20 protein-coding genes and 1 tRNA gene are annotated in these 21451 nt (G+C 61.3%); 10 read left to right on the top strand and 11 right to left on the bottom strand.

Annotation, left to right across the window (positions count from 1 at the left end; genetic code table 11):
- Positions 1 to 137 precede the first annotated feature (137 nt).
- From Q8O29_RS05715 to lptF, 5 genes are all read right to left on the bottom strand, one after another.
- Positions 138 to 1319 (bottom strand): pyridoxal phosphate-dependent aminotransferase, encoded by a 1182-nt coding sequence (locus tag Q8O29_RS05715; protein ID WP_305561089.1) that lies wholly within the window; start codon positions 1317 to 1319, stop codon positions 138 to 140.
- A 5-nt stretch (positions 1320 to 1324) separates the two neighbouring features.
- Positions 1325 to 2269, bottom strand: coding sequence for a CysB family HTH-type transcriptional regulator (locus Q8O29_RS05710; RefSeq protein WP_305561088.1), 945 nt, complete (start codon positions 2267 to 2269; stop codon positions 1325 to 1327).
- A 102-nt stretch (positions 2270 to 2371) separates the two neighbouring features.
- Entirely contained in the window at positions 2372 to 2734 is a 363-nt protein-coding gene (locus Q8O29_RS05705) for a sirohydrochlorin chelatase (protein WP_305561087.1), read from the bottom strand.
- Positions 2734 to 3888 carry an LPS export ABC transporter permease LptG gene (lptG, locus tag Q8O29_RS05700; protein WP_305561086.1) on the bottom strand — a complete coding sequence of 385 codons (1155 nt, stop codon included), beginning with the start codon at positions 3886 to 3888 and terminating at the stop codon, positions 2734 to 2736. Before lptG ends, Q8O29_RS05705 begins: the two co-directional genes overlap by 1 nt.
- Positions 3885 to 5015, bottom strand: coding sequence for an LPS export ABC transporter permease LptF (gene lptF / locus Q8O29_RS05695; protein ID WP_305561085.1), 1131 nt, complete (start codon positions 5013 to 5015; stop codon positions 3885 to 3887). Before lptF ends, lptG begins: the two co-directional genes overlap by 4 nt.
- A 72-nt stretch (positions 5016 to 5087) precedes the next feature.
- Here lptF and Q8O29_RS05690 point away from each other — a divergent pair, with 72 nt between their 5' ends.
- From Q8O29_RS05690 to Q8O29_RS05675, 4 genes are all read left to right on the top strand, one after another.
- Positions 5088 to 6575: a leucyl aminopeptidase gene (locus Q8O29_RS05690; protein ID WP_305561084.1), complete on the top strand. Its 1488-nt coding sequence runs from the start codon at positions 5088 to 5090 to the stop codon at positions 6573 to 6575.
- Positions 6572 to 7006 (top strand): DNA polymerase III subunit chi, encoded by a 435-nt coding sequence (locus Q8O29_RS05685; RefSeq protein ID WP_305561083.1) that lies wholly within the window; start codon positions 6572 to 6574, stop codon positions 7004 to 7006. The genes Q8O29_RS05690 and Q8O29_RS05685 overlap by 4 nt, the downstream gene beginning before the upstream one ends.
- Complete coding sequence (locus Q8O29_RS05680) at positions 7003 to 7329, top strand: hypothetical protein (protein ID WP_305561082.1); 327 nt, start codon at positions 7003 to 7005, stop codon at positions 7327 to 7329. The genes Q8O29_RS05685 and Q8O29_RS05680 overlap by 4 nt, the downstream gene beginning before the upstream one ends.
- A 252-nt stretch (positions 7330 to 7581) precedes the next feature.
- Entirely contained in the window at positions 7582 to 8736 is a 1155-nt protein-coding gene (locus Q8O29_RS05675; RefSeq protein ID WP_371134158.1) for a branched-chain amino acid ABC transporter substrate-binding protein, read from the top strand.
- 53 nt (positions 8737 to 8789) lie between these two features.
- Here the strand turns inward: Q8O29_RS05675 and Q8O29_RS05670 are convergent, their stop codons facing one another.
- The 5 genes from Q8O29_RS05670 to Q8O29_RS05650 all read right to left on the bottom strand — a co-directional run bounded on the left by Q8O29_RS05670 (position 8790) and on the right by Q8O29_RS05650 (position 11397).
- Positions 8790 to 9308 carry a GAF domain-containing protein gene (locus tag Q8O29_RS05670; protein ID WP_305561080.1) on the bottom strand — a complete coding sequence of 173 codons (519 nt, stop codon included), beginning with the start codon at positions 9306 to 9308 and terminating at the stop codon, positions 8790 to 8792.
- 175 nt (positions 9309 to 9483) lie between these two features.
- Positions 9484 to 9573 (bottom strand) — tRNA-Ser (locus tag Q8O29_RS05665).
- A gap of 58 nt (positions 9574 to 9631) precedes the next feature.
- On the bottom strand, positions 9632 to 10006 hold the full coding sequence (locus Q8O29_RS05660) for a DUF2237 family protein (RefSeq protein ID WP_305561079.1): 375 nt from the start codon (positions 10004 to 10006) through the stop codon (positions 9632 to 9634).
- A 22-nt stretch (positions 10007 to 10028) separates the two neighbouring features.
- Complete coding sequence (locus Q8O29_RS05655) at positions 10029 to 10943, bottom strand: SPFH domain-containing protein (RefSeq protein ID WP_305561078.1); 915 nt, start codon at positions 10941 to 10943, stop codon at positions 10029 to 10031.
- Positions 10944 to 10971: 28 nt separating this feature from the next.
- Positions 10972 to 11397, bottom strand: a complete 426-nt coding sequence (locus Q8O29_RS05650) for an NfeD family protein (protein ID WP_305561077.1) — start codon at positions 11395 to 11397, stop codon at positions 10972 to 10974.
- 165 nt (positions 11398 to 11562) lie between these two features.
- On the opposite strand from Q8O29_RS05650, the gene Q8O29_RS05645 reads away from it, so the two are divergent.
- Entirely contained in the window at positions 11563 to 13839 is a 2277-nt protein-coding gene (locus Q8O29_RS05645) for an arginine/lysine/ornithine decarboxylase (RefSeq protein WP_305561076.1), read from the top strand.
- On the top strand, positions 13836 to 14603 hold the full coding sequence (locus tag Q8O29_RS05640; RefSeq protein ID WP_305561075.1) for a GNAT family N-acetyltransferase: 768 nt from the start codon (positions 13836 to 13838) through the stop codon (positions 14601 to 14603). The genes Q8O29_RS05645 and Q8O29_RS05640 overlap by 4 nt, the downstream gene beginning before the upstream one ends.
- Positions 14604 to 14826: 223 nt before the next feature.
- On the opposite strand, the gene fabI is transcribed toward Q8O29_RS05640, so the two are convergent.
- On the bottom strand, positions 14827 to 15630 hold the full coding sequence (gene fabI / locus Q8O29_RS05635) for an enoyl-ACP reductase FabI (protein WP_305561074.1): 804 nt from the start codon (positions 15628 to 15630) through the stop codon (positions 14827 to 14829).
- 36 nt (positions 15631 to 15666) lie between these two features.
- Here fabI and Q8O29_RS05630 point away from each other — a divergent pair, with 36 nt between their 5' ends.
- The 4 genes from Q8O29_RS05630 (at position 15667) to Q8O29_RS05615 (ending at position 21402) form a co-directional block, all read left to right on the top strand.
- Complete coding sequence (locus tag Q8O29_RS05630; protein WP_305561073.1) at positions 15667 to 17499, top strand: extracellular solute-binding protein; 1833 nt, start codon at positions 15667 to 15669, stop codon at positions 17497 to 17499.
- Between the two features lie 3 nt (positions 17500 to 17502).
- Complete coding sequence (locus Q8O29_RS05625) at positions 17503 to 18525, top strand: microcin C ABC transporter permease YejB (protein ID WP_305561072.1); 1023 nt, start codon at positions 17503 to 17505, stop codon at positions 18523 to 18525.
- A gap of 79 nt (positions 18526 to 18604) precedes the next feature.
- Complete coding sequence (locus tag Q8O29_RS05620) at positions 18605 to 19639, top strand: ABC transporter permease (protein WP_305561071.1); 1035 nt, start codon at positions 18605 to 18607, stop codon at positions 19637 to 19639.
- Positions 19636 to 21402, top strand: coding sequence for an ABC transporter ATP-binding protein (locus Q8O29_RS05615; RefSeq protein WP_305561070.1), 1767 nt, complete (start codon positions 19636 to 19638; stop codon positions 21400 to 21402). The genes Q8O29_RS05620 and Q8O29_RS05615 overlap by 4 nt, the downstream gene beginning before the upstream one ends.
- Positions 21403 to 21451: the final 49 nt, after the last annotated feature.

Raw genomic sequence — 21451 nt, 5'->3', positions numbered from 1 at the left:
AAGCGAAAAGTGGCCCCGGCGAGGACAGTTTTTGCCGGGTTTGCAGCCTCATAGCCGTAGCTATGGGGCAAAAAGCCGGTGAAAAATGGACCGTCGCGGCCGCTTTGCAGCCGACGTTCCTTCTGCCGCCCAGGCTCCTAGAGTTTGGCGAGACGGCTGAGCGCCATGTTCAGGGTCTCGTCTTTTTTGGCAAAACAGAAGCGCACCACGCGCTGGTCGAAACCGTTACCGTAAAACGCAGACAGCGGAATGGCGGCGACGCCGATCTCAATGGTCAGCCATTTGCAGAAGTCGGCTTCACCGAGGTCGCTGACCTCCGAGATGTCCACGCACTGGAAGTAGCTGCCTTCGCTGGGTAGCAGTTTGAACCGGGTGTTCGCCAGGCCGGCGCGGAACAGGTCGCGTTTGCGCTGGTAAAACGCCGGCAGCTCCAGGTAGGGGCTGGCGTCCGCCATGTAGGTGGCCAGTCCGTATTGCACCGGCGTGTTGACGGTGAAGACGTTGAACTGGTGCACCTTGCGAAATTCGGCCGTCAGCGCTGCGGGCGCTGCCACATAACCGACCTTCCAGCCGGTGACGTGATAAGTTTTGCCGAAGCTGCTGACGATGAAGGCGCGCGCCGCCAGGCCGGGGAAACGCGCGGCGCTTTCATGCACGCGGCCTTGAGCCGCGTCGAAGACCATGTGTTCGTAGACCTCGTCGCTGATCAGCAGCACCTCGGTTGGCGCCAGGATATCCTGCAGGCGCAACATGTCCTCGCGGCTCCAGACGGTGGCGCTGGGGTTGTGCGGCGAGTTGATGAGGATGGCGCGGGTTTTTGAAGTGATGGCACTGGCAATCCGGTCAAAGTCGGGCCTGAAGGTGCCGGGTATCAGGGGGACCCGCAGCGCCACACCACCGGCGAGCTCGATGTTGGGCACGTAGCTGTCGTAGCAGGGCTCGAGCACGATGACTTCATCACCGGGGTGTACCACGGCCAGGATGGCGGTGATGATGGCCTGGGTGGCGCCGGCCGTGATGGTGATTTCGCGGCCGGCGTCATAGCTGCGGCCGTGCAGCTTTTGCAGCTTGGCGGCAACGGCTTCGCGCAGCACCGGCACACCGGTCATGGGTGGGTACTGGTTCAGGCCGCGCGTCATGGCGTCGGTAACTGCGCCCACCAACAGGGGGTCGCAGTTAAAGTCGGGGAAGCCCTGGCCCAAGTTGACGGCGCCTTTTTCGGACGCCAGGGTCGACATCACGGTGAAGATGGTCGTGCCAACCGCAGGCAGCTTGGATTGCAGGGCCGGGGTGTATTCGCTCGCAGTCGTGGTGCTCATGGGTTTCAGGGGTCGATGGCGTTGTGGCGGCGGCTCATGGCGCGGGTGATCTCGGTGCGGTCGAGCTTGTCGCTCAACAGCTCGACAAACTTGTAGACAAAGTTGCGCAGGTAAACGCTGCGTTTGAAGGCCACGCGGGCGACGTTGACGCCGAACAGCGCGCCAGCTGGTCGCGCCAGCAGATCGCTGTTGGTGCCGTCGTCCTTGAGCGCCATTTCAGCCACGATGCCTATGCCCAGGCCCAGGCGTACATAGGTCTTGATCACGTCCGAGTCAATCGCTTCGAGCGCAATCCGCGGCTGCAGACGCCTGGCCGCGAAAGCCTGGTCCACCTTGGTGCGGCCGGTGAAAGACGGGTGGTAGGTGATCAGCGGTTGTTCGGCCAGGTCTTCCAGCGTGATGTGTTCCTGCCTGGCCAGCGGATGGTCCAGCGGCATCACCAGCATGTGCTGCCATTCGTAGCAAGGCAGGGTGACGAGTTCTTCGTACTGCGTCAGCGATTCGGTGGCAATACCGACTTCGGCCACCTCGTCGATCAACATGCGCGCGACCTGGTCGGGCGAGCCCTGGTGCAGGCTGACGTTGACCTTGGGAAAGGCTTCGCGCAGTTTCGCCACGGGCACTGGCAACACATAACGCGCCTGGGTGTGGGTGGTGGCAATTGACAGGGTGCCATTGTCCTGTGCCGAGAACTGCTCACCGATGCGGCGCAGGTTACCGACCTCGCGCAGGATCACCTCGATGCTTTTGATGACGTGTTCACCCGGCTCGGTCACGCGTTTGAGCCGTTTGCCGTGGCGCGCAAAAATCTCTACACCCAACTCTTCTTCCAGTTCAATGATGGCCTTGGATACTCCGGGCTGCGAGGTGTGCAGGGACCGCGCGGTTTCGGTGAGGTTGAGGTTGCGCCGGACGGCTTCCTGGACAAAGCGAAATTGGTGAAGATTCATATGTTATTTTTACTGATTATTTATTTTATTATGCCTGTATGTGGCTAACGAAATGGGGTGGGATTGATAATTCAAGCTGCCCTGCGTGCGGCGTCTCGGCCATCATGAAAGGGCGATGCTGGCCATCAAATCGATCAACTGCGGGTGTTCGCCGGCTGCTGGCAGCAGCTCCACCACCAGCGCGGGGTGCTGGGTGCGCAGCTGTACCACCAGGCGCGGCAAATCCTCGCGCGCATGTTTGCCGACACCCAAAAATAGCGGAAACACCCTGAGTTGTCGGGCGCCAGCAGCTATCAAATTCGTAGCGGCTTGCGCCAGGTCGGGGGTGCTCAATTCGAGATAAGCACAGCAGACCAGCAGCTTGCTGTCGCGGGCCCGGATGGCCTCAGCCACCGCTTCGATGGGCGCATGCCACAGCGGGTCACGCGAGCCGTGCGCGAACAAAATGATGCCGCGCCTGTCCATCAGCGTCTCAGAACCAGCCAGCCAAAGGCCCCGAGCGATATCGCCATGTAGAGCAAGCCTGGGGCGGCCGCCGCCAGCCAGGGCCGCCAGTTCTGCAAGTTGCCAATATAGCCAAACACGTTGTTGAGCAGGAAGAAGCTGATGCCGATCATCACGCCGCCGAACACATAACCGGCGATGCCGCCGCTGCGAAAGTGCAGGTAGGCAAAGGGCAAGGCCAGCACCACCATCACCAGGCAACTGAGCGGGTAGAAGACCTTTTTCCAGAACTCGATCTCGTAACGCTGGGCCGTCTGACCATTGGCGTTCAAGTGACGGATGTAGGTGAACAGGTCAATCGTGCTCATGCGTTCGGGCTTGAGCACGGCGACCGAGACCATCTCGGCGCTGATTTCGGTCGGCCAGCGAAACCGTTCGATCTTGTTGATGGTGATCTTGGCGGAGTCGCGGCCGGTGTCGGTGGGTGTGGCCTGTCCTGCCTTGACGGTGAAGTCGGTGCGGGTGCCGCCTTCGAGTTGCCACGACTGATCAGCCGCAAACCTGGCAAGCGGTGACTGGGTGATGGACACCAGCAGCCCTTTGTTGTCGAACTCGAAAACGCGCACGGCCTGCATCTCGTTGTTGGACGACAGCGCGCCGACATTGACCACATAGCTGTTGTAGGGCTGCTTTTCCTTGAGCCAGGCGCCGGTCTGGCCGATGGTGATGCGGCCTTGGTAACGCGCCTTGAGCAATTGAGCGCTTCGGTCGGCGGCAGGAGCCAGGTAGTCACCAATGGCAAAACACAGGAGGGTAAAAAACGCGCCCAGCGCCAGCAGCAGGCGCAGGGCGCGCCAGGGCTCCAGGCCGCTGGTGCGCAAGATGGTGTATTCCGAGCTTTGCGCCAGCCGCGCCATCACAAAGATGGTGCCAATCAAAACCGAGATCGGCACCAGCTCGTACAGGTGGCTGGGAATCAGCAGCGCCACATAGAGCAGCGCGTGCCGGATCTGGTAGGTGTTCTCATCCGAGCTGATCGCGCCTGCGGCGTTTTTGCCGAGGTATTGCAACTCGTCCACCAGGTCAAAAAAGAAGAACAGCGCGAGAAAGCCAGCGGCCACAAAGGCAATGGAGCCCAGCACCTCGCCATAAATCAAACGGCGAATGGTTTTCACACAGTCCCCTTTTTGCTTTCCTGCCGGTTGGCCTGGCGTTTGCGTTGCCGGCTGGCCGCACCCTTGAAAGTCCAGTTCAGGTGGCGCTTGGACAGCCAGGCCAGTGCCAGCAGCAAGGCGCCGCCGTGCAAGGCAAGAACGAAGGGGCCGAAATTGGCGACACCGACGGTGATCCAGCTTTGGCCCAGGTTCAGCAGGTTGTGATAGACCACAAAGGTAAACAACACAAAGATCAGGTTGCCGCTGCGTCCCGCGCGCGGGTTGACGCTGGCCAGCGCCAGCGCAATGACGACAAAGTTGATGGCCGCCAGCGCCATGCCCAGCCGCCAGGCCAGCTCACCCTGGTTGCCACGGGTGGGCGTGCGCAACAGCTCTCGGGTGGACTTGGATTTTTCGGGCAGGTTGGCGCCATTGATCAGCGCGCTGTCACCAGCCTTGCTGCCGTACTCCTCGAATTCGGTGATTTTCAGGGCCGACTTGCCTATCGTGCTTTCCAGCCGCTGGCCATTGTCGAGCAACAAAAATTGGGAATTGCCTATGGTTTCAATGCGGCCGGCGCGCGCCGTGGTGACCGAGTTTTTGCCTTTCTCAGTGGATGCAATAAACACGTTGTTGCTGGTCTTGCCCCCGGTGGTGTCACGGTCAATGAAGAAAACCCGGTTGCCGCTGGACGACTCCTGGAACTGGCCGGGCGAGACGCGCTCCAGGTCGCCGCGCTGCTCGTAGCGGTTTTTCATGTCCTGGGCCTGCTGGTTGGACCAGGGCCAGACAAACACCGACATCAGGGTGATCACCAGCAGCACTGGCCAGGCAAACCGGAACAGCGGCCCCAGGAAAAAGCCCAGGCCGCGGCCGCTGACAAACCAGACCACCATTTCACTGTCGCGGTACATGCGCGACAGCGTGCTGACCATGGCGACAAACAGCGACAGCGTCAGGATGATGGGCAGGCGCCCAAGCGCCGTGTAACCCATGACCATCATCACGTCCTGCGGATTGACGCTGCCGCGCGAGGCCTGGCCCAGCGTCCGGATCAGGATGATGGTGATCACAATGGTCATCAAAACCACAAGGGTCGCCCCGAAACTGCGCGCCAACTCTTTGCGGATCGAAGATTGGAATAACATTGCCTGAATCTGTGCCTTTTTTGCCTGACAACCAACGCTTGCTAACGGCGCTTGCCGCGCCAATCCCCAATTATGGACTTTGAACTCAAAACCCTGACCCCGGCGCGCATTTGCGCTGAAAAATGCGACGCGCTGATCGTGCTGGTCAGCGGAGACGCCGCTTCCGGCAGCGACGCTGTGTCCACCTTGGCGGCAGGGGCGGTCAAATCCGGGGACTTCGAGAGCAAAGCCGGCAAGCTGCTCAGCGCTTACCGCTTGCAGGGTATCGGTGCCACCCGCGTCTTGCTGGCCGGTGCCGGCGATGGCAGCGCAAAAAGCATACGCACAGCCGTTCATGCAGCCATGGTGGCCCTGAAGGCCACCAATGTCCGGCGCGTGCTGCTGAGCCTGGTGGGCTTGCCCAAGGCGGACCATGAATCCGTTCGTGCAGCGGTGCTGGCCTGTGCCGATGCCTGCTATGTCTACAGCACCACCAAATCGAAACCGGTTGAACAAAAGCTACAACGGGTGGTGTTGGTCGTGTCCACCCTGGCCTCAAGCCGCGCCGGTTTTGACAAGGGCGTGGGCTTGTCCAAAGGCTTGGCATTGACCCGAGAGTGGGCGAACCGTCCCGCCAACCATGCCACCCCGACCTTGCTTGGGCAAGCCGCCAAAGAGCTCGGCAAGCTGCCGGGCATCAAGGTCGAGGTGCTGGGGCCCAGGGACGTGGCCAAACTCGGCATGGGCTCGTTCATGGCCGTGGCCCGGGGTTCAGAAGAGCCGTTGCGCTTCATCGTATTGCGTTACGACGGCGGCACAAAAACCGAGGCACCGGTGGTACTGATCGGCAAGGGCATCACTTTTGATACCGGTGGCATTTCGATCAAACCGGCCGCCGAAATGGACGAGATGAAGTACGACATGGGTGGGGCCGCCAGCGTGCTCGGAACCTTCCGGACCCTGGCGGAGCTGCAACCGGCGCTCAATGTCATCGGGCTGATCCCGGCCTGCGAGAACATGCCGGACGGCCGTGCCATCAAGCCCGGTGACGTGGTCACCAGCATGAGCGGGCAGACCATAGAGATCCTCAACACCGACGCCGAGGGCCGGCTTGTGCTGTGCGACGCGCTGACCTATGCCGAGCGCTTCAAGCCCCGCGCCGTGGTGGACATTGCCACCCTGACCGGCGCCTGCGTGATCGCGCTGGGCGGCGTGCGCAGTGGCCTGTTTGCTAGCGACGACGCGCTGGCCCAGTCGCTGGCCGCAGCCGGCGACAGCTCGCTGGACCTGTGCTGGCGCATGCCGCTGGACGACGAGTATGCCGATGGCCTGAAGACCCATTATGCCGACGTGGCCAACGTGGCCGGCCGTGCCGCCGGCGCCATCACGGCGGCCAAGTTCCTCCAGCGCTTTGCCGGCAAGTTTCCGTGGGCGCATCTGGACATTGCCGGCACGGCCTGGAAAAGCGGCGTCGCCAAAGGCTCGACCGGCCGGCCGGTGCCGCTGCTGGTGGATTTTCTGCTCGGCCAGGTCCAGCTTGCCCGACCAGCGCCCAAAAAGCGGGCCAGTTCACGCGCATGACCGAAGTCGCCTTCCATTTCAACGTGCCGGACAAGCTGCAGTACAGTTGCCGCCTGTTGCGCAAAGCCTGGGGCAGCGGCGCGCGTGTGGTGGTGACGGGCGAAGCCGAAACATTGCGCCGGCTGGACCAGCTACTCTGGACCTTTGCCGCGCTGGAATTCGTGCCGCATTGTCAGCTAGGCGCACCGGCAGCGACAGTGGCCGCCACGCCCGTGCTGCTGGCCGACGCACTTGATGCCTGTCCGCACCACGAGGTGCTGGTGAACCTCGGGCAGGAGGTGCCCGTCGGGTTTGAACGCTTCGAACGCTTTATTGAACTGGTTACGCTGGCCGATGACGACAGGGCAGCGGCGCGCAATCGCTGGAAACATTACACCGACTGCGGCTACGCGATGAAGCGCCATGATCTTGCTCAAGAGGCCAGGCCATGAACCGCTCCGCTCCACCGCAGCGTTTTGTGCCTACGCTGACAGAAGTTGTTCAGCCCGCGCGGCCTGAAGACCTTGCTGCGGATACCCCGGCCACCCGTGCGCCTGACATGAAGAATTTTCAGGAACAGATGGTCCACCGCGTGATGCAACGCGTTGACCTGACGCTGGACCGGCTGCTGCGCGAGACCGTGGGGCGGCTGGTGCTGGAGCATACCCAGGCGCTGGCCCCCAGTCTGCGCGATGAGATAGAGATCGTGGTGCGCCAGTCGGTCAACCAGGCGTTCGAGCAGGAGTTGGCCAGCCAGTTGCTGGACCGACCCTGAACGTACCAAAAGACGTGTCTGAGTCACGACCTTCGCGCCACGACCTTTATTAGAATCTCTAATACTTGGACACTTTCAGTTCTTTCGTTGTTGCGGCGGCAACACCCTAGGGCTCCTTGCTATGGTGTAGGCGCGAAAATTGCGGTATGTTCTGTGCCGTTGAGCAAAAAAACTGTTCTCAACCTTTAACGGTAATTTCCTAATTGGAGTGTATTTATGCAAATGAAATGGACTGCGGTCGCTTTGGCCGCCATGTTGGTTGTTGCCTGCGGCAAGAAAGAAGAAGCCAAGCCAGCCGCCACTGCACCTGCTGCCCCGGTCGCTGCGGCGCCTGCTGCTGGTGATACGCTCATTGTCAAAATCGGTCACGTTGCTCCGACATCCGGTGCACAGGCCCACTACGGCAAGGACAACGAAAATGGCGTGCGCATGGCCATTGAAGACCTGAACAAGCAGGGTGTCATGATCGGTGGCAAAAAAGCCACTTTTCAAATCGTCGCCGAAGATGATGCCGCTGATCCAAAACAGGGCACCGCAGCCGCACAAAAATTGTGCGACTCCAAGGTCGCTGGCGTGGTTGGCCACCTCAACTCAGGCACCACCATTCCCGCCTCCAAGGTCTACAACGACTGCGGTATCCCCCACGTCACCGGTGCTGCCACCAACCCTGATCTGACCAAGCCCGGATACAACACCACTTACCGCATCATTGCCAATGACTTGGCACTGGGAGCCGGACTGGCGTTTTATGCCGCCGACAAGCTCAAGCTGAAAAAGGTCGCCATCATTGATGACCGTACCGCCTACGGCCAGGGCGTTGCCGACATCTTCAAGAAGACGGCCAAAGAAAAGGGCATGACCGTGGTGGATGAGCAGTTCACTACTGACAAAGCCACTGACTTCATGGCCATCCTGACCGCCATCAAGGCCAAGGCTCCCGATGCCGTGTTCTACGGTGGCATGGACCCGCAAGCCGGACCCATGCTGCGCCAGATGGAGCAGCTTGGCATGACCAAGGTCAAGTACTTCGGCGGCGACGGCATCTGCACCTCCGAAATCGCCAAGCTGGCTGCCGGCGCCAAGACGCTCGACAACGTGATCTGCGCCGAAGGCGGCGCTTCGCTGGCCAAAATGCCAGGCGGCGCCGAGTGGAAAAAGCGCTACGACGAGAAGTACCCGAACCAGTTCCAGGTCTACAGCCCGTACACCTACGACGCGACCTTCGTGCTGGTGGACGCCATGAAACGCGCCAACTCCATCGACCCCAAGGTGTACATTCCTGAGCTGATCAAAACCAGCTTCAAAGGCGTGACCACCACCATCGAGTTCCTGCCCAACGGCGAGTTGAAAAATCCGTCCATCACCTTGTACAACTACAAGGATGGCAAGAAAGTCGCTCTGGAGTAAATTCTGTAGCGCAGTAAAAAGCCACCGTGAGGTGGCTTTTTACTGGCCGAATGTCAGTTCGGCGACTTGACTGGCGTCGTCCCCGGCGGCTCGCGGCTCTCAAGCATGACCATGACCTGTTGCGCCATGAACTGAAGGGTTTGCAGTTGTTTTGCATCAAGCTGCCTCGGCACGGTGTCTACCACGCAGATGGCGCCCATGGCGTGCCCGGCCTGGGTCAGGAGCGGCGCACCGGCATAAAACCGTATGTGTGGGGTGCCGGTGACCAGCGGATGACTGGCAAACCGATCATCTTTCGCCGTATCCTCAATCACCATGACGTCATGGGGTGTTAGCAGGGCATGGGAGCAAAAGCTGTTCTCCCGCGGCAACTCTTGCACCTGTATGCCGACACGAGATTTGAACCACTGTCGTTCATGATCACTTAAGGAGATGAGCGCCATGGGGGTACCGCATACGTCGGCAGCCAGTCGGGTGATGTCGTCATAGGCCCGCTCTTCAGGGCTGTCCACGACGTGCAGTCGGTCAAGCGCAGCCTGCCGGAGCGTCTCCCTTTCATCTCTTTCGGTCATAGAACATCCTTCGTTGTGATTGAGGCACTCTACCGGGCTGTAACTATGAGAACGGGCGTTCAAGGTGCCGTTTGTTTGTAAGACACGGTCGATTCAGAAACAAAAAAACCCAGACGGGCTGGGTTTTCAGGAGTTTTTACCACCGTGTTGGAAACTCACGGCAACAGAGACTTTTTGGCGGAAGAGGCGGGATTCGAACCCGCGGTGGGTATAACCCCACGCACGCTTTCCAGGCGTGTGACTTAAACCGCTCATCCACCCTTCCGCGAAGCATTCAATTGTAGCAGCGCGGGCAGGGCTGTTGAGCCGCTGGCCGCATCTTTTCAATGAAGCGCGTTGTGAAACCTGCGCTTTTCCAGCTGGGCCTTGGTGACGAATTTCAAGGCGTTGGCGTGCGTGGACTCGAGTACCACTGGCGGCGCGAAGCCGGCCTCGAGGGCTTCGCGCCATCGGTTGGCGCACAGGCACCAGCGATCGCCCGGTTGGAGTCCGGCGAAGCGGTATTCCGGGCGCGCTGTGGCCAGGTCGTTGCCACGCTCCGCTGAAAACGCCAGGAACTCGGGGGTGACGCGCACGCAGACCAGGTGTGAGCCGAGGTCGGACTCGTCCGTGTTGCAGCAGCCGTCGCGGAAATAGCCGGTCAACGGGTCGTAGGAGCAGGGGAGCAGCTCGGTGCCCAGTACATTTTTGGCGGTCACGTTGGCGTTAGCTGTTGCGGGTTCACGCTTTTGCAGTCGATTGCACCATTTTCATGGCCGAGGTGATCAGGGCCGCGACTTCGGTCATGTTGCTGGGCACGATCAGCGTGGTGCTGGCGTTGGCTGCGACGCGTGAATAGGCTTCCACGGCTTTTTCGGCCACTTTGAGTTGCACAGCCAGCTCTCCGCCTGGCTGCCTGATGGCCGCGGCGACGCGCTCAATCGCCTGAGCCGTTGCGTCCGCGACGGTGGTAATGGCCGTCGCCTCGCCTTGCGCGTTGTTGATCGCAGCCAGTTTTTCACCTTCGGAGCGGGCGATGAAGGCTTCGCGTTCGCCGGTGGCAATATTGATTTGTTCCTGGCGACGGCCTTCCGAGGCGGCAATCAGTGCGCGTTTTTCGCGCTCCGCCGTAATTTGCGATTGCATGGCGAGCAGAATTTCTTTTGGCGGCGTCAAGTCCTTGATCTCGTAGCGCAACACCTTCACGCCCCAGTTCAGGGCCGCCTCGTCAATTGCCTGGACCACCTGCGCATTGATGATGCCGCGCTCTTCAAAGGTTTTGTCGAGCTCGAGCTTGCCGATCACGCTGCGCAGCGAGGTTTGCGCCAACTGGCTGATCGCCACGATGTAGTTCGACGAGCCGTAGCTGGCGCGCATCGGGTCGGTCACCTGAAAATACAAAATGCCGTCCACCTGCAACTGGGTGTTGTCGCGCGTGATACAGATCTGGCTGGGCACGTCCAGCGGGATTTCCTTCAGGCTGTGCTTGTAAGCCACCTTGTCGATAAAGGGAACCAAAAAATTCAGCCCCGGGGCCAGTGTGCCGTTGTATTTGCCCAGCCGCTCCACGATCCAGGCATTTTGCTGGGGCACGACCTTGACTGACCGCGTGATGAAGATAGCAGCGATGACGACGATGAGAATCGCGATTTCCATGATGACTTTTCCTTTTATTGACGTTTGGTTAAACCTTGTCGACCAGCAGGCGGCTGCCGACCAGTTCGGAGACGCGGTGTGCGCCCGCAGAGGGGATCACACCAGAGCGGTGAATCGCGGTCCAGCTACTGCCGCGGTATTTTACGTTGGCTGTGCCGTCTGGATTCCAGGCCTCGATCTGGACGATTTCACCCACATCCAGGTTGACACTGCGGTCGGCACGGGCTGAAGGGTCGGTCGGCTTGCGTTTTTTGACCTGGTACCAGACCACCACGGCGCCACCGCCCACCAGGGCCGCCACCAGCAGTTGCAGCACGGTGCCCGCCCCGGCGTGGGCCGCCAGCGCCGCCGCCGCCATGCCCACCGCGAGCATCAAGAGGTAGAAGGTGCCCGTGACCAGCTCAAGGGCCACGAAGACCCCTGCGATCAGCCACCAAATCGTTGATTCCGCCATGCTTTGTTCCTTGCGTTTCGTAAAAGACACATTCTGGGGCAGAAGAACGAATTGGCAAGCTTATTCGGGCCTGCGTAGACCCAAGCCGGCTCATCTGTCAAAAAATGTCCTTACACTTCGCCCCTGATTCGCTTTTTTTAGCAGTTTCCGGCAAAGGCCTTTTTGATGAAATTCCGCTTTCCCATCGTCATCATCGACGAAGATTTCCGATCTGAAAATACCTCTGGTCTGGGCATACGCGCGCTGGCGCAGGCGATAGAGACGGAAGGCTTTGAAGTGCTGGGCGTTACCAGCTACGGCGACCTGTCGCAGTTTGCGCAGCAGCAAAGCCGCGCCAGCGCCTTTATTCTGTCGATTGACGACGAAGAGTTCACGCCGGGCCCGGATCTGGACCCGGCGGTGCTGAATTTGCGCCATTTCATTGAAGAAGTGCGGCGCAAAAACCTGGATGTGCCGATTTATGTGTACGGCGAGACCAAAACCTCGCGCCACATCCCCAACGACATCCTGCGCGAACTGCATGGCTTTATCCACATGTTTGAAGACACGCCGGAGTTTGTGGCGCGCCACATCATCCGCGAAGCCAAGAGTTACCTGGAAGGTGTACAGCCGCCGTTTTTCAAGGCCTTGCTCGATTACGCCGAAGACGGCTCCTACTCGTGGCACTGCCCGGGGCATTCGGGCGGCGTGGCCTTCTTGAAGAGCCCGGTCGGGCAGATGTTTCACCAGTTTTTTGGCGAAAACATGCTGCGCGCCGACGTGTGTAACGCAGTGGAAGAGCTGGGCCAGCTGCTGGACCATGACGGGCCGGTGGGTGCGTCCGAGCGCAATGCGGCGCGCATCTTCAATGCCGATCACTGCTTTTTTGTCACCAACGGCACTTCAACGTCCAACAAGATGGTCTGGCACCACACGGTAGCGCCGGGCGATGTGGTGGTGGTGTACCGCAACTGCCACAAGTCCATCCTGCACGCCATCATCATGACCGGGGCGATTCCGGTGTTTTTGAAGCCGACGCGCAACCACTTTGGCATCATCGGCCCGATCCCGAAAGAAGAGTTTGAGCAGGCCTCCATCCAGGCCAAGATCAAGGCCAACCCCCTGCTCAAGGGCGTGGATGCGAAAAAGGTCAGGCCGCGCGTGCTGACCATCACGCAATCGACCTATGACGGCGTGCTCTACAACACAGAAACCATCAAGGGCATGCTCGATGGTTATGTCGAGAATCTGCATTTTGACGAAGCCTGGTTGCCGCATGCCGCCTTTCACCCGTTTTACGGCAGCTACCACGCCATGGGTAAAAAGCGTGTGCGCCCCAAACAGGCCATGGTGTATTCAACGCAGTCCATCCACAAGCTGCTGGCCGGCATCAGCCAGGCCAGTCAGGTGCTGGTGCAGGACTCGCAGACCGTCAAGCTCGACCGCCACCTCTTCAACGAGGCCTATCTGATGCACACCAGCACCAGCCCGCAGTACAGCATCATTGCCAGTTGCGATGTGGCCGCCGCGATGATGGAGCCACCCGGCGGTACCGCGCTGGTCGAGGAAAGCATCGCCGAGGCGCTGGATTTCCGCCGGGCCATGCGCAAGGTGGACGATGAGTACGGCGACGACTGGTGGTTCAAAGTCTGGGGACCCGACAAGCTGGTCGATGAGGGCATTGGCCGCTCGGAAGACTGGATCATCAAGGGCGAGTCCAAAAACGCGAAAGCCGGCGTCAACTGGCACGGCTTCGGCAAGATGGCGACCGGTTTCAACATGCTGGACCCGATCAAATCGACCGTGGTCACACCCGGCATGGACCTGAATGGCAAGTTTGCCAAGACCGGCATCCCGGCCAGCATCGTGACCAAATTCCTGGCCGAACACGGCGTGGTGGTAGAGAAAACCGGCCTGTACAGCTTTTTCATCATGTTCACCATCGGCATCACCAAGGGCCGCTGGAACAGCATGCTGACTGCCCTGCAGCAGTTCAAAGACGACTACGCCAAGAACCAGCCGATGTGGCGCATCCTGCCCGAGTTTTGCCAGAAGTTTCCGCGCTACGAAAAAATGGGCTTGGCCGATTTGTGCCAGCACATTCACCAGCTCTACGCCAAATACGACATTGCCCGGCTGACCACCGACATGTACCTGAGCGACCTGACGCCAGCCATGAAGCCCAGCGACGCTTACGCCCATATCGCGCTGCGCAAAACCGAGCGCGTTGAAATTGACCACCTGGAAGGCCGCATCACCGTCGGGCTGGTAACGCCTTACCCGCCCGGCATACCGCTGCTGATTCCGGGCGAAGTGTTCAACAAGAAAATTGTCGATTACCTGAAGTTCTCGCGCGAGTTCAACGCGCAGTGCCCGGGTTTTGAGACCGACATCCACGGTCTGGTTGAAGTGCAAGACGAGAGCGGCAAAAAACACTACTACGCCGACTGTGTGAAAGAGTGACAGTATCCGGCGGCCAGCTTGCCGTGCCTGGCCACGATGTGGATGGCATAGAGCGGGCAACTGCGGCGGCGGTGGCGCCGGAAAGCGTCGAAGAGTTGGACGGTTGGTTGCTGGCTTTCGATCGCGGCAGCGTGAACCGTGCCAAAAGTGCTGTGCCCCTGCAGCACACCCCCTGTGATAAATCCGTGGTGGGCAAGATCGAGGCACGTTACGCTGCGCACGCCCTTGCACCGCTTTTTCGCCTGCCGACGCTCGATTGCTTTGAGGGGCTGCGCTGCGAACTGAGGCTGCGAGGCTACAGCGCCGAGCGGCCCACGCTGGTGCAACTGGGCGCGGTGAGCGCCATGCGTGAGAGTTCCATCGACTTGCCGGCCGACATCGCCACAACGCCAGATGCCGCCTGGGCGGCGCTGTTTCTCGGCGAGGGCTTTGACCCGGTAGATGGCGCCAGCCGGGTCGCCCGGCTGAGCAGCGCGCACGGCTCACTGTATGCCAGTGTGCGCCTGACCGGCGCCACCGTGGCCGCAGGCGCTGCAGCCTTCTCAAATGGCTGGGTCAGCGTGCATGGCATGCGTACCGCGCCAGCATTCAGGGGCCGCGGGTTGGCCGGCAGGGTGCTGGCAGGGCTGGTCGACGCAGCCCTGTCGCGCGGATTCGAGCGCAGTTTTTTGCAGGTGGAGGCCGGCAACGTGGCGGCACTTGCGCTGTACCAGCGGGCGGGTTTTACGACGGCCTGGTGTTATGAGTACTGGCGTCCCGCCTGAGGTGTCAGTGACAAGGTGGAAGTCGCTACGTTTTTGATAGCTGCTTGCGCCCGTCAACCAAGGGCCAGAGACTGATTTGACTGTTAGCGCGCGGCTGCCAGAGCTGTACGGCAGCTTGATGCCCCATTTTTACAAGCCTTTTCAGACCCTGGCCCAACAGGGGCGGGCGTGAGCAGCTACCAAAAGCATAGCGAATCGGCGACACGCCGGGCGCTGGCAACGCTCAACCGGCTTCAGTTGGCTCACCCAGCCCGCCCACCACGTGGCTGAAGCCGCCATCCACATACATGATTTCTGCGCTGACGCCGGCCGCCATATCGCTGAGCAGGAAGGCGGCGACGTTGCCAACGTCTTCAATCGTCACGTTGCGGCGTATCGGCGACGCCTCGGCGACGCCGCGCAAGATCTTGCCGAAATCCTTGATGCCGCTGGCGGCCAGGGTTTTGATGGGGCCGGCGCTGATGCCGTTGACCCGCAGGCCTGTGCCTTTTTTGCCCAGCGACTCGGCCAGATAACGCACCGACGACTCCAGGCTGGCCTTGGCCAGGCCCATGGTGTTGTAGTGGGGCACAGTGCGCACGCCGCCCAGATAAGTCAGGGTCAGCAGGGCCGAATTTGGGTTGAGAAAGGGCAGGGCCGCCTTGGCCATGGCCGGAAAGCTGTAGGCGCTGATGTCGTGCGCAATTCTGAAGCTTTCGCGCGAGAGGCCGTCCAGAAAATCACCGGCAATCGCCTCACGCGGTGCAAAACCTATGCTGTGCACAAAGCCGTCAAAGGTCGGCCAGGTGGCGGACAGGTCGGCAAACAGCTTGTCGATTTGCGCGTCGTCACCCACGTCGCAGTCAAAAATCAGTGTGGAGCCAAAGTCGGCGGCAAATTCGGTGATGCGCTCCTTGAAACGCTCGCCAACGTAGCTGAAAGCCAGCTCGGCGCCCTGGGCGTGGCAGGCCTTGGCAATGCCATAGGCGATGGAGCGGTTGGACAACACGCCCGTGATCAGTAATTTTTTGCCGGTCAAAAAGCCCATGAGAGTTTCCAGTGAGAGTTGATGCAGAATTGTCGCATGAGGATTTTCATGCAATCGCTGTGCCTGATGGGCCTTTTCCTCGGTGCCGGCCCGACTTGGGCAGCCCATGGTTATGCCTTGTGGGACGACCTCAAGTACCCTGCCGGCTTCACCGCCTTCGACTACGCCGACCCTGCCGCGCCCAAGGGCGGCGAGCTGCGGCTGGTCAGCAACCAGCGCCTGTCCACCTTCGACAAGTACAACCCCTTCACCATCAAGGGCTCGGCGCCGGCCTACCTGTCTGCCCTGATGTTCGACTCGCTGCTGACCGGCTCCATGGACGAAACCGCCTCGGGCTACGGCCTGCTGGCCGAGGACGTGACGGTGGCCCCAGATCGCCTGAGCGTGACTTTCAGGATTCGCCGCGAAGCACGTTTCCACAACGGCATGCCGGTGGAAGCAGCCGATGTCAAACACAGCTACGACACCCTGATCGGCCCGTACGTGAGCCCCGCTTACAAGTCGCTGCTGGAAGACGTGGCCGGCTGCGACGTCATTGATGCGCAGACCGTGCGTTTCCGTTTCAAAAAACCGAACCGCGAACTGCCGCTGACGGTCGGCGGCCTGCCGGTGTTCAGCCGTGCCTGGGGCGTGGAAAACGACAAGGCCAAGCGTTTTGACGAGGTGGTGATGGACATTCCCATCGGCAGCGGGCCCTACAAGATAGGCCCGGTGCGTTTCGGCAAAGACATCAGCTATGTGCGCGATGCGGCCTACTGGGGCCGTGAGCTGCCGGTGCGCCGTGGCAGCAACAACTTTGACCGCATCACCGTCAAGATCTACAAGGACAACACCGCGCGGCTGGAAGCGCTGAAGGCCGCTGAGTTCGACATGATGACGTTTTATTCGGCCGGCGACTGGGCCCGTCGCGTCAACGGGCGACGTTTTGACAGTGGCGAACTGGTGCGGCAAGCGTTTGACCACAAGCAGCCGGCGGGCTTCCAGAGTTATGTGCTCAACAGCCGTCGCCCGCACCTGTCCGACCGGCGCGTGCGGGAGGCGCTGGGTCTGGCCCTGGACTACGAGTGGATGAACCGCCAGATGTTTTACAACGGCTACCCGCGTGTGCGTGACCTGTTTGGCAACACCGATTGCGCTGCGACCGGCACGCCGTCGCCGCAAGAGCTGGCACTGCTGGAACGCTGGCGCGGCAAGGTGCCCGAAGCCGTGTTCGGCCCCATGTACGAACCGCCGAAAACCGAAGGGCAGGGCCAGTCGCTGCGCGCCAACCTGCGGCGCGCGCAGACACTGCTCAAGGATGCCGGCTGGGCGTTCAAGGACGGCGCGCTGCGCAACACCAAAGGCGAGGCCATGGTGCTCGAATACCTGGACAGCCGCGAAGGTGGCGTGCGCACCATCGCGCCCTGGATGCGCAACCTGGAAAAGCTTGGAGTGGTGCTGCGTTTTTCACCGGTGGACTTCGCGCTGTACCAGCAGCGTCTGGACAAGTTCGAGTTCGACGTGACGACCATCAATTTCCCCGGCTCGCACGACCCGGGCCAGCAACTGGCCGATGTTTTTGGCAGCAAGGCGGCCGATACCGAAAACTCCGGCAATTTCATGGGCGTCAAAAGCCCTGTAGTGGACGCGCTGGTCGCGGCCGCTGTCGGCGCCACCAGCAAGGCCGAACTGGTGCCGGCCTGCCGCGCGTTGGACCGCGTGATCATGCACAGCCACTACCTGATTCCCCAGTGGACACTGACCTCGCACCGCATGGCCTACAACGCCTGGCGGCTGGCCTTCAAGTCGCCGATGCCGCCCTACGCGGGTGGCGAGGCCTGGGTCATGGGCTACTGGTGGGCCCGCGTGCCGCCGAAAGAAGGGCGTTAAGCCATGTTCGCCTACATTCTTAAACGCCTGTTGCTGATGATTCCGACCTTGCTGGGTGTGCTGCTGATCACCTTCGCCGTGATCCAGTTCGTGCCCGGCGGGCCGGTCGAACAGTACATGGCCGAAACCAAGGGCCTCAGCGGCGTGGAGTCAGGCGGCTCCAGTTACCGCGGGAACCAGGGCGTGGACCCGAAGCGTATCGAGCAGATCAAGGCGCTGTACGGCTTCGACAAGCCGGCGCATGAACGGCTGCTGCAGATGCTCGGGCAATTTGCGCGCTTTGACCTGGGCAAAAGCTTTTTTCAGAACAAGGATGTCTGGAGCCTGATCGTGGAGAAGCTGCCGGTATCCATCAGCCTGGGCCTGTGGACCTTCTTCATCAGTTACGGCGTGGCGGTACCGCTGGGCGTGGCCAAGGCGGTGCGGGCGGGCTCGCGCTTCGATCTGGTCACCACCTTGCTGATCCTGGTCGGTTATGCGATTCCGGGTTTTGTGCTCGGCGTGGCGCTGCTGGTGATCTTCGGTGGGCAACTGCAGTGGTTTCCGCTGCGCGGGCTGACCTCGCCGAACTGGGATGAACTGAGCTGGGCGGCGAAGGTGGTGGACTATCTCTGGCATATCGCGCTGCCGGTCACCGCCATGGTGTTTGGCAGTTTTGCGGTCACCGCCATGCTCACCAAAAACGCCTTCCTCGAAGAAATCCGCAAGCAGTACGTGCTGACGGCGCGGGCCAAGGGCCTGGACGAAAACAAGGTGATGTGGAAGCACGTGTTCCGCAACGCGCTGATCCCCATCATCACCGGGTTTCCAGGGGCCTTCATCGGCGCCTTTTTCACCGGTTCGCTGTTGATCGAAACCCTGTTTTCGCTCGACGGGCTGGGCCTGCTGAGCTACGAAAGCGTGATCCGGCGCGACTACCCGGTGGTGCTGGGCACGCTCTACCTGTTCACCTTGATCGGGCTGGTGACCAAGCTGATCAGTGACCTTTGTTATGTCTGGGTTGACCCGAGGGTGAAGTTTGATTAAAGACCCACACAGCGAACAATTTTCCGAGGGGCCGCCCCTAGGAAAATTAGCCCCCTCGGGGGGCAGCGAAGTACACGCAGTGACAAGTGTGGGGGCTTCACCTTCACGGCGCGCGTGGCGTCGGTTCCGACGGAATCCGCTCGGGTTCTGGAGCCTGGTGCTGTTCTCCATCATGGTGGTGCTCAGCCTGTTCGCCGAGGTGCTGTCCAACGACCGGCCGCTGGTCATGCGCTACGAGGGCACGACTTATTTCCCCATCGTCAAGGACTACTCCGAGCAGACCTTTGGCGGCGACTTTCCGACGCCGGCGGACTATCTGGACCCCTTCATCCGCGAGCGCATCACCAGCGGCGGCAACTGGGCGATTTACGCCCTCAATCCCTATGGTCCCAAAACGCTGAACTACTTTGCCAAATCGCCCAGCCCAGCGGCGCCCACGGCCGACAACTGGCTGGGCACCGACGACCGCGGACGCGACCTGCTGGCGCAACTGCTGTACGGCTTTCGCGTCAGCGTACTGTTTGGCCTGGCGCTGACGGCTATCGGCACTGTGCTGGGCATCCTGGCCGGGGCGGTGCAGGGTTACTTCGCGGGCAAGACCGACCTGGCCTTCCAGCGTTTCATCGAGATCTGGAGCGCCATGCCCGAGCTCTACCTGCTGATCATATTCAGCGCCATCTTCACGCCCAGCGTGGCGCTGCTGCTGATTTTGCTGAGCCTGTTCGGCTGGATGGGTTTGTCAGACTATGTGCGCGCCGAGTTTCTGCGGAATCGGCAGATGGACTATGTGCGCGCCGCGCGTGCGCTCGGCGTCGGCAACAGCCGCATCATGTGGCGGCATATCCTGCCCAACAGCATGACGCCGGTGGTGACCTTTCTGCCGTTTCGCATGAGTGCCGCCATTCTGGCGCTGACCTCGCTGGACTTCCTCGGGCTGGGTGTGCCGCCCGGCACGCCCTCGCTGGGCGAGTTGCTGAGCCAGGGCAAGAACAACATCGACGCCTGGTGGATTTCGCTGTCCACCTTTGCGGTGCTGGTGACGACGCTGCTGCTGTTGACCTTCATGGGGGATGCACTGCGTGATGCGCTGGATCCACGCAAGGCCGACCGATGACACATCCGCTGCTGCAAGTCCGGGACCTGCGCGTCGCTTTCGGCGGCAAGGAAGTTGTCCACGGCGTCAACTTCAGCATCGCACCGGGCGAAAAACTGGCGCTGGTCGGTGAATCGGGCTCCGGCAAGACGGTGACGGCGCTTGCCCTGCTGCGTTTGGTGCAAAACGCCGAGATCACCGGTTCTGCAAGCCTTTTTGGCCCTGGGCCCCAACAACTGGGCCCCCACGCTTCGCTGCCCCCCGAGGGGGCTCTTGCGCCTAGGGGTGGCCCGTCGGCGCTCGGTCAGCGTGACCTGCTATCAATTTCAGAGCGCGCGCTGCGCGGTATTCGCGGCGATGAGGTCGCGATGATCTTCCAGGAGCCGATGACGGCCCTGAATCCGCTGTTCTCCGTGGGCGACCAGATCGCCGAAGTGCTGGAACTCAAGCAGGCCCTGAGCAAACGCCAGGCTTGGGACGCCGCCATTGAAGCGCTGGCCGCCACTGGCATTCCCGAACCCGCGCGCCGGGCGCAGTCCTTTCCGCACCAGTTGTCGGGCGGGCAACGCCAGCGCGCCATGATCGCGATGGCGCTGGCCTGTCGGCCACGCCTGCTGCTGGCCGACGAACCGACGACAGCGCTCGACGTCACCCTGCGCATCCAGATCCTGGAGCTGCTGTCGGACCTGCAGCGCCAGACCGGCATGGCGGTGTTGATGATCACGCATGACCTGAACCTGGTGCGCAAATTTGCCGACCGGGTGGCGGTGATGGAAGATGGCCATCTGGTGGAAGAGGGCGCGGTAGCGTGCGTGTTCACCGACCCGCAACATGCCTATACCCGCAAGTTGATCGACAGCCGGCCGGCACGCGATGTGGTCGCGCAGACCGCTGCAGCCAGTGGGTCGCCAGTGATGCGCGCCAACGGATTGCGTGTCGGCTACGCCGTGCCGATTCCTGGCGTGCGCGGCTGGTTTCGCAAGGGTGAGTTCGTCGCCGTCAAGGGCGCCAATTTCAGCGTGCCGCCCGGCCGCACCTTGGGCATTGTGGGCGAATCAGGTTCCGGCAAGTCCACCTTGGCGCTGGCCGCCTTGGGGCTGATACCGTACAGCGGCGAGCTGCAGGCCATGGGTCGGCGCTGGGGCCCGGACGCCGCTGGCAACCAGGCGATCCGCCGGCGGGTGCAGGTGGTGTTTCAGGACCCGTTTTCCTCGCTGTCGCCGCGCATGACGGTTGAAGAGATCGTCGGCGAGGGCCTGCTGGTGCATGAGCCCGGCCTGTCGGCGGCGGACCGGCGCGAACGGGTGATCGCGGCGCTGGCCGATGTCGGCATGGGCGAGGCGCAGAGTTTCGTCGCCGGGCCGTCCCAAGACGAAAAGCACCTCCTTGGGGGGCAGCAAGCTACACGTAGTGAGGGCGCGCGGGGGCAGTATTTTCCCGGTCTGCTGCAGCGTTACCCGCATGAATTTTCAGGCGGGCAGCGCCAGCGGCTGGCGATTGCCCGCGCGCTGATTGTGCAGCCGCAGTTGCTGGTGCTCGACGAGCCAACCAGCGCGCTCGACGTGACGATCCAGAAGCAGGTGCTGCAACTGCTGCAAAAGTTGCAGCGCGAGCGCGGCCTGAGCTATTTGCTGATCACCCACGACGTGGATGTGATCCGCGCCATGGCGCATGAGGTGATGGTCATGAAGAACGGCGAAGTGCTGGAAACGGGACCAGTGGACCAGGTTCTGGACCGGCCGGCGCATCCCTACACCCGCATCTTGGTGGCAGCACAGGATTGATAGCAAAAATCAGTTTTGGCGAATTTGCGCGTCCAAAGCAGATAAAGCA

This window comes from Polaromonas sp., assembly GCF_030689685.1.
GTDB lineage: Bacteria > Pseudomonadota > Gammaproteobacteria > Burkholderiales > Burkholderiaceae_C > Polaromonas.
This window is presented reverse-complemented; position numbering and strand designations above follow the sequence as displayed.